This is a genomic window from Streptomyces sp. NPDC058964 (genome assembly GCF_042741275.1).
In the GTDB taxonomy this organism is placed as follows: Bacteria; Actinomycetota; Actinomycetes; order Streptomycetales; family Streptomycetaceae; genus Streptomyces.
Window position 1 is genome coordinate 4,564 of sequence record NZ_JBHYKH010000355.1, and the last position, 4,944, is coordinate 9,507.

Below are 4,944 nucleotides of genomic sequence, written 5' to 3' on the forward strand. Positions count from 1 at the left end.
CGCTGATGGTCATGGGCAAACCCGACTGGAGCCGCGCCGCGCCCCAAACCCCCACCCCCCCCCCGCCCCCGGAGAAACGGGCGCGGGCCTCTTCGTTTCGGGCGATCAGTCCTCGCCGAGGTAGGCCTTGCGCACGGACTCGTCGTGCAGCAGGTCCTGGCCACTGCCCGACAGAACGATGTTGCCGACCTCCATGACGTGGCCCTGATCGGCCAGCGACAGGGCCGCCTGGGCGTTCTGCTCGACCAGCAGAATCGTTGTTCCCTGCGACTTCAGCTCCGCGATGGTCGCCATGATCTTCTGCATCATGATCGGCGAGAGACCCATCGAGGGCTCGTCCAGCATGAGCAGCTTCGGCTGGGACATCAGGGCCCGGCCCATCGCCAGCATCTGCTGCTCACCGCCCGAGAGGGTGCCGGCCGCCTGCTTCCTGCGCTCCCCGAGGATGGGGAACAGGTCGTAGGCGCGCTGGATGTCCTTCTCGATGCCCGGCCTGTCGCTGCGCAGGAAGGCACCGAGGCGCAGATTGTCCTCGATGGTCATGCGCGGGAAGATGTGCCGTCCCTCGGGGGAGTGGGCGAGCCCCAGCGCGACCACGTCGTGGGCCGGGACCTTCTTCAGCGACTTGCCGTTGAACCTGATCTGTCCGCCGACCGGCTTGAGCAGACCGGACAGCGTGCGCAGGGTGGTGGTCTTGCCGGCACCGTTGGTGCCGATCAGGGTGACCACCTCGCCGGCCTCGACCTTGAAGGAGATGCCCTTGACGGCCTCGATCTTGCCGTAGGCGACCCGGAGGTCCTCCACTTCGAGCAGTGCGGTCATCGGTCGTTCTCCTTGCCGGGCGCGGCGTCCGTCGTGGTCTCGGCGTGCGCCTCGGCGGCCTCCACCTCGGCCACCTCCTCGTCGCCGGGAGCGTTCTCGAAGGGCTCGCCGAGGTACGCGGCGACGACCCGCTCGTCGCCCTGCACGGTCGCGCTGTCGCCCTCGACGAGCTTCTGGCCCTGGACGAGGACGGCGACGCGGTCGCAGAGGTTGAAGATGAAGCGCATGTCGTGCTCGATGACGAGGACGGCGATGCCCCTGTCGCGGATCGCGAAGACCAGTTCCTCGGTGGCCCGGGTCTCCTGCGGGTTCATGCCCGCGGTCGGCTCGTCGAGGAGCAGCAGGCCGGGCTCGCTCGCCAGCGCGCGGGCGATCTCCAGCTTGCGCTGCTCGCCGTAGGGCAGGTTGCGGGCCAGGTGTTCGGCCTTCTTCTCCAGGCCCACGAACTCCAGGAGTTCCATGGCGCGTTCGCGGGAGGCCGCTTCGGCCTTGTGGAAGCCGGGGCCGCGCAGCAGGGCGGACCAGAGGCCTTCCTTGGTGCGGGTGTGGCGGCCGACGAGGACGTTCTCCAGAACCGTCATGTTGGCGAACAGACGGATGTTCTGGAAGGTGCGGGCGATACCGGCCGCGGTGACCTTGAAGGACTTCGGCGGCAGGACGTTGCCCTTGTAGCGGACCTCGCCCTCGGTGGGGACGTACAGGCCGGTGAGGCAGTTGAAGAAGGTCGTCTTGCCGGCGCCGTTGGGGCCGATCAGGCCGACGATCTCGCCGCTGTTGACGGTGAGGTCGACATTGCGCACGGCCGTCAGGCCGCCGAAGCGCATGGTGACGCCGCGGGCGTCGAGCACGACCTCGCCGGGGGCGGAGGCGCCGGGGGCGGCGTCCTGGGTGGTGGTGTCGGTAGTCATCGTGGTCAGGCCCCTGCCTTGGTGAGGACGGCGGGCGCTTCGGCCTCTTCGTGGAATTCGAGCTGGCGGCGCCGGTTGGGGATCAGGCCCTCGGGACGGAAGCGCATCAGCAGCACGAGCGTGACACCGAAGGCGAAGAGCTGGTAGTCGCCCAGGAACTGGAGCTTCGCCGGGATCAGGTAGAGCAGGGCCGCGCCGACCAGCGGTCCGGCGATGGTGCCCATGCCGCCGAGGACCACCGCGGCCAGCAGGAAGGCCGAGTTGGGCGGGACGACGTGGGCGAACTGGTACTGCTCCGGGGTCACCGTGTAGGTGACGTGGGCCTGGACGGAGCCGGCGAGGCCGGCCAGGCAGGCACCCAGGGCGAACGCGATGAGCTTGACCCGGAAGCCGTTGATGCCCATGGCGAGCGCCGCGGTCTCGTCCTCGCGGATGGCGATCCAGGCGCGGCCGATGCGGGAGTCGCTGCTGCGCCGGAACACCACGACCACGATGAGCGTGATGAGCAGCATCAGCAGGAAGTAGTTCGCGAACCGGCCGACGGTGGCGCCGAAGAGGGAGTGCTCCTGGCCGAAGTCGAAGCCGAAGATGTTCAGGTTCGGGATCGAGGAGATGCCGTTGGAGCCGTTGGTGACGTCCGGGCCCGAGGTGCCGTCCATGTTGAGGACGGTGATACGGAAGATCTCACCGAAGCCGAGCGTCACGATGGCGAGGTAGTCACCGCGCAGCCGCAGGGTCGGGGCGCCGATGAGCACACCGAAGACCATGGCGACGGCAGCGCCGAGCAGCGCCGAGGCCCAGAACGGCCACTGCACGTGCAGCGGGGAGGACGGCGAGCCGGAGACCAGGGCGGCGGTGTAGGCGCCGACACCGAGGAAGGCGACGTAACCGAGGTCGAGGAGGCCGGCGAGGCCGACGACGATGTTCAGGCCGAGCGCGACGGTGGCGAAGATCAGGATGTAGACGCCGATCGTCGCGTACTGGTCGTCGGACTGGGTGAACGGGAAGGCCGCGGCGGCGGCGAAGGCGCCGATCATGGTCACCGTGCGGTGCCGCGCGGTGACCGCCGAGACCCGGGCCACGAGCCCGGCCTTGGCGAGGGAGGCGAAGCCGAAGCCCGCCGTGATGAGGAAGCCGATGAACAGCTCGTCGTACTCGGTGCCGATGCCGTAGGTGAAGACGATCAGACCGAGGGCCATGGCTGCCACGATGACGAGGATCTCGGCGTAGGCGGGCAGCTTGTCGGCCGGGGCCGGGGCCTTGGCGGCGAAGGACGCCTTGAAGACGTTCCAGTTGTGGCGGGACTTGTGGCGGAACAGCTCCCAGCCGGTGTCGTCCGGGTCGGTCAGCTCGGGGGCCGGACGCTCGAACGGCAGGGCCAGCGCACCCAGCAGGGCGGCCAGCGTGGCGACGGCGACGACGAAACCGCCGGCCTCCAGGTTCACCAGTCCGCCCAGCTTGGCGCTGATCGCGATGACGGTGTACCAGGCGGTGACGAAGGTGCCGAGCGCGGACATCTTCAGCGCGCTGTCGGCGCTGCCGGGCGTCAGCCAGCCGAGGCCCTTGACTCCGTACGAGGCCAGGCCGAACAGGGTGGTGAGGAGGCCGCCGATCAGGACGAGGACCTGCAGGCCGCCCGGGTAGCCGTAGACGGTGAGGTCACCGGGGAAGTCCGCGGTCCAGGTCCAGGCGAGGAACGTGGAGACGACGGTGAGGACGCCGCCACCGGTGGCGAGGGCCCGGCCGATCGGGGCCGGGATGCCGATCAGACCGGTCTGGGCGGCCGCGGGAGCGCTCGGGGTCTCTGCTGCTGTCTGTGTGGTCATCGGTGTCACGCCCTGTCCGCCACGCGCTCACCGAGCAGACCCTGGGGCCTGAACAGCAGCACGAGGATGAGGAGTACGAACGCCCAGACGTCTGCCCAGGACTGGCTGCCGAACTTGTCCATGCCGGGGATGTCCCCGATGTAGGCGGTGGACAGGGCCTCGGCGACGCCGAGGACGATGCCGCCGAGCATGGCGCCGTAGATGTTGCCGATGCCGCCGAGGACGGCCGCGGTGAAGGCCTTCAGACCGAGGATGAAGCCCATACGGAAGTCGATCTGGCCGTACTTGAAGCCGTAGGCGACGGAGCCGACGGCGGCGAAGGTGGCACCGAGGGCGAACGCGATCACGATGATGCGGTCGGTGTTGATGCCCATCAGCTTCGCGGTGTCCGGGTCCTGCGCGGTGGCCTGCATGCCGCGTCCGGTGCGGGTGCGCATGACGAAGTAGGCGAGGATCGCCATGCTGATCGGGGCGGCGATCAGCAGGAAGACGTCACCGGTCTGGATGGTGACGTTGCCGATGTCGAAGGGGCCGCCCGGGATGCTCGGGAACGTGCGGGCGGACTTCGCCTGCGGGTACCAGGCCCACACCGCCTGCTGCAGGGCCAGGGAGAGGCCGATGGCGGTGATGAGGGGGGCCAGGCGCGGGGCGTTGCGCAGGGGGCGGTAGGCGAACCGTTCCGCTCCGACGGCGACCGTGACGGCGACCAGGATGGCGCCGATGAGCATCAGCGGCAGGGCCACCCACATGGAGGTGCCGTCGGGAAGGATGTAGACGTAGACCGTGAGCGCGCCGAACGCGCCGGTCATGAATATCTCGCCGTGGGCGAAGTTGATGAGCTGGACAATGCCATAGACCATTGTGTAGCCGATGGCGACCAGCCCGTACATGGATCCTAGTAGCAGGCCGTTGACCAGCTGCTGCGGCAGTTCGTTCACCGCATGTCCTCCGAGCGTTCGGAAAGTTCGACGGATGTGACCGGATGCGAGTCCGCGCGGGGGGGCGGCGGGAAGCAGCCCCCCGCCCCACGCGGGGGGGGGGGGGGGGGGGGAGATCGCCGTCATCCGGCGGGGTCCCTGCGGGTGGGTTCCATCGCTGGTAGGCCCATGAGGGGCGGCTCCGTGCGGGGTGGTTCCGTGCGGGACGGTTCCGCGGAGAGCGGCCTGGGGGGCGCGGGCTCGGCGGGGATCGGCTCCCTGCGCTGCTGGGCCTCCGCGAGGCCGATGCCGCGTTGGAAGGCCGCCATCAGACCGGGGTCGTGACCGGCGTGCTGCTCGGGTTCCTGGCGCGGTGCGGGGCCGCCGCGCAACTGCGGGGCGATGTGCTCCTGGGCGCGACGACGGGGCAGTTGGGGCTTGCCCATGGTGCCGCGGACCGCGCTGTGGCGC

At 69.6% G+C, this 4,944-nt stretch carries 4 protein-coding genes and 1 pseudogene; all 5 read right to left on the reverse strand.

Annotated features, from left to right (window positions below):
- Window positions 1-105 precede the first annotated feature (105 nt).
- The gene (locus ACFW2E_RS32690) at window positions 106-822 is read right to left on the reverse strand and encodes an ABC transporter ATP-binding protein (RefSeq protein ID WP_384471240.1); all 717 of its coding nucleotides are present in this window, start codon (window positions 820-822) and stop codon (window positions 106-108) included.
- Window positions 819-1,730, reverse strand: coding sequence for an ABC transporter ATP-binding protein (locus ACFW2E_RS32695; protein WP_384471243.1), 912 nt, complete (start codon window positions 1,728-1,730; stop codon window positions 819-821). Before ACFW2E_RS32695 ends, ACFW2E_RS32690 begins: the two co-directional genes overlap by 4 nt.
- Window positions 1,731-1,735: 5 nt before the next feature.
- On the reverse strand, window positions 1,736-3,556 hold the full coding sequence (locus ACFW2E_RS32700) for a branched-chain amino acid ABC transporter permease (protein ID WP_384471246.1): 1,821 nt from the start codon (window positions 3,554-3,556) through the stop codon (window positions 1,736-1,738).
- Window positions 3,557-3,561: 5 nt separating this feature from the next.
- The gene (locus ACFW2E_RS32705) at window positions 3,562-4,494 is read right to left on the reverse strand and encodes a branched-chain amino acid ABC transporter permease (protein WP_384471249.1); all 933 of its coding nucleotides are present in this window, start codon (window positions 4,492-4,494) and stop codon (window positions 3,562-3,564) included.
- Window positions 4,495-4,616: 122 nt separating this feature from the next.
- Window positions 4,617-4,944 (reverse strand): annotated as a pseudogene (locus tag ACFW2E_RS32710) (ATP-binding protein); the annotation flags it as partial.

Excerpts from the sequence above, each read along its gene's own strand:
- ACFW2E_RS32700 (WP_384471246.1), bottom strand. The coding sequence starts at position 3,556 with ATGACCACACAGACAGCAGCAGAGACCCCGAGCGCTCCCGCGGCCGCC.
- ACFW2E_RS32695 (WP_384471243.1), bottom strand. The coding sequence starts at position 1,730 with ATGACTACCGACACCACCACCCAGGACGCCGCCCCCGGCGCCTCCGCC.
- ACFW2E_RS32690 (WP_384471240.1), bottom strand. The coding sequence starts at position 822 with ATGACCGCACTGCTCGAAGTGGAGGACCTCCGGGTCGCCTACGGCAAG.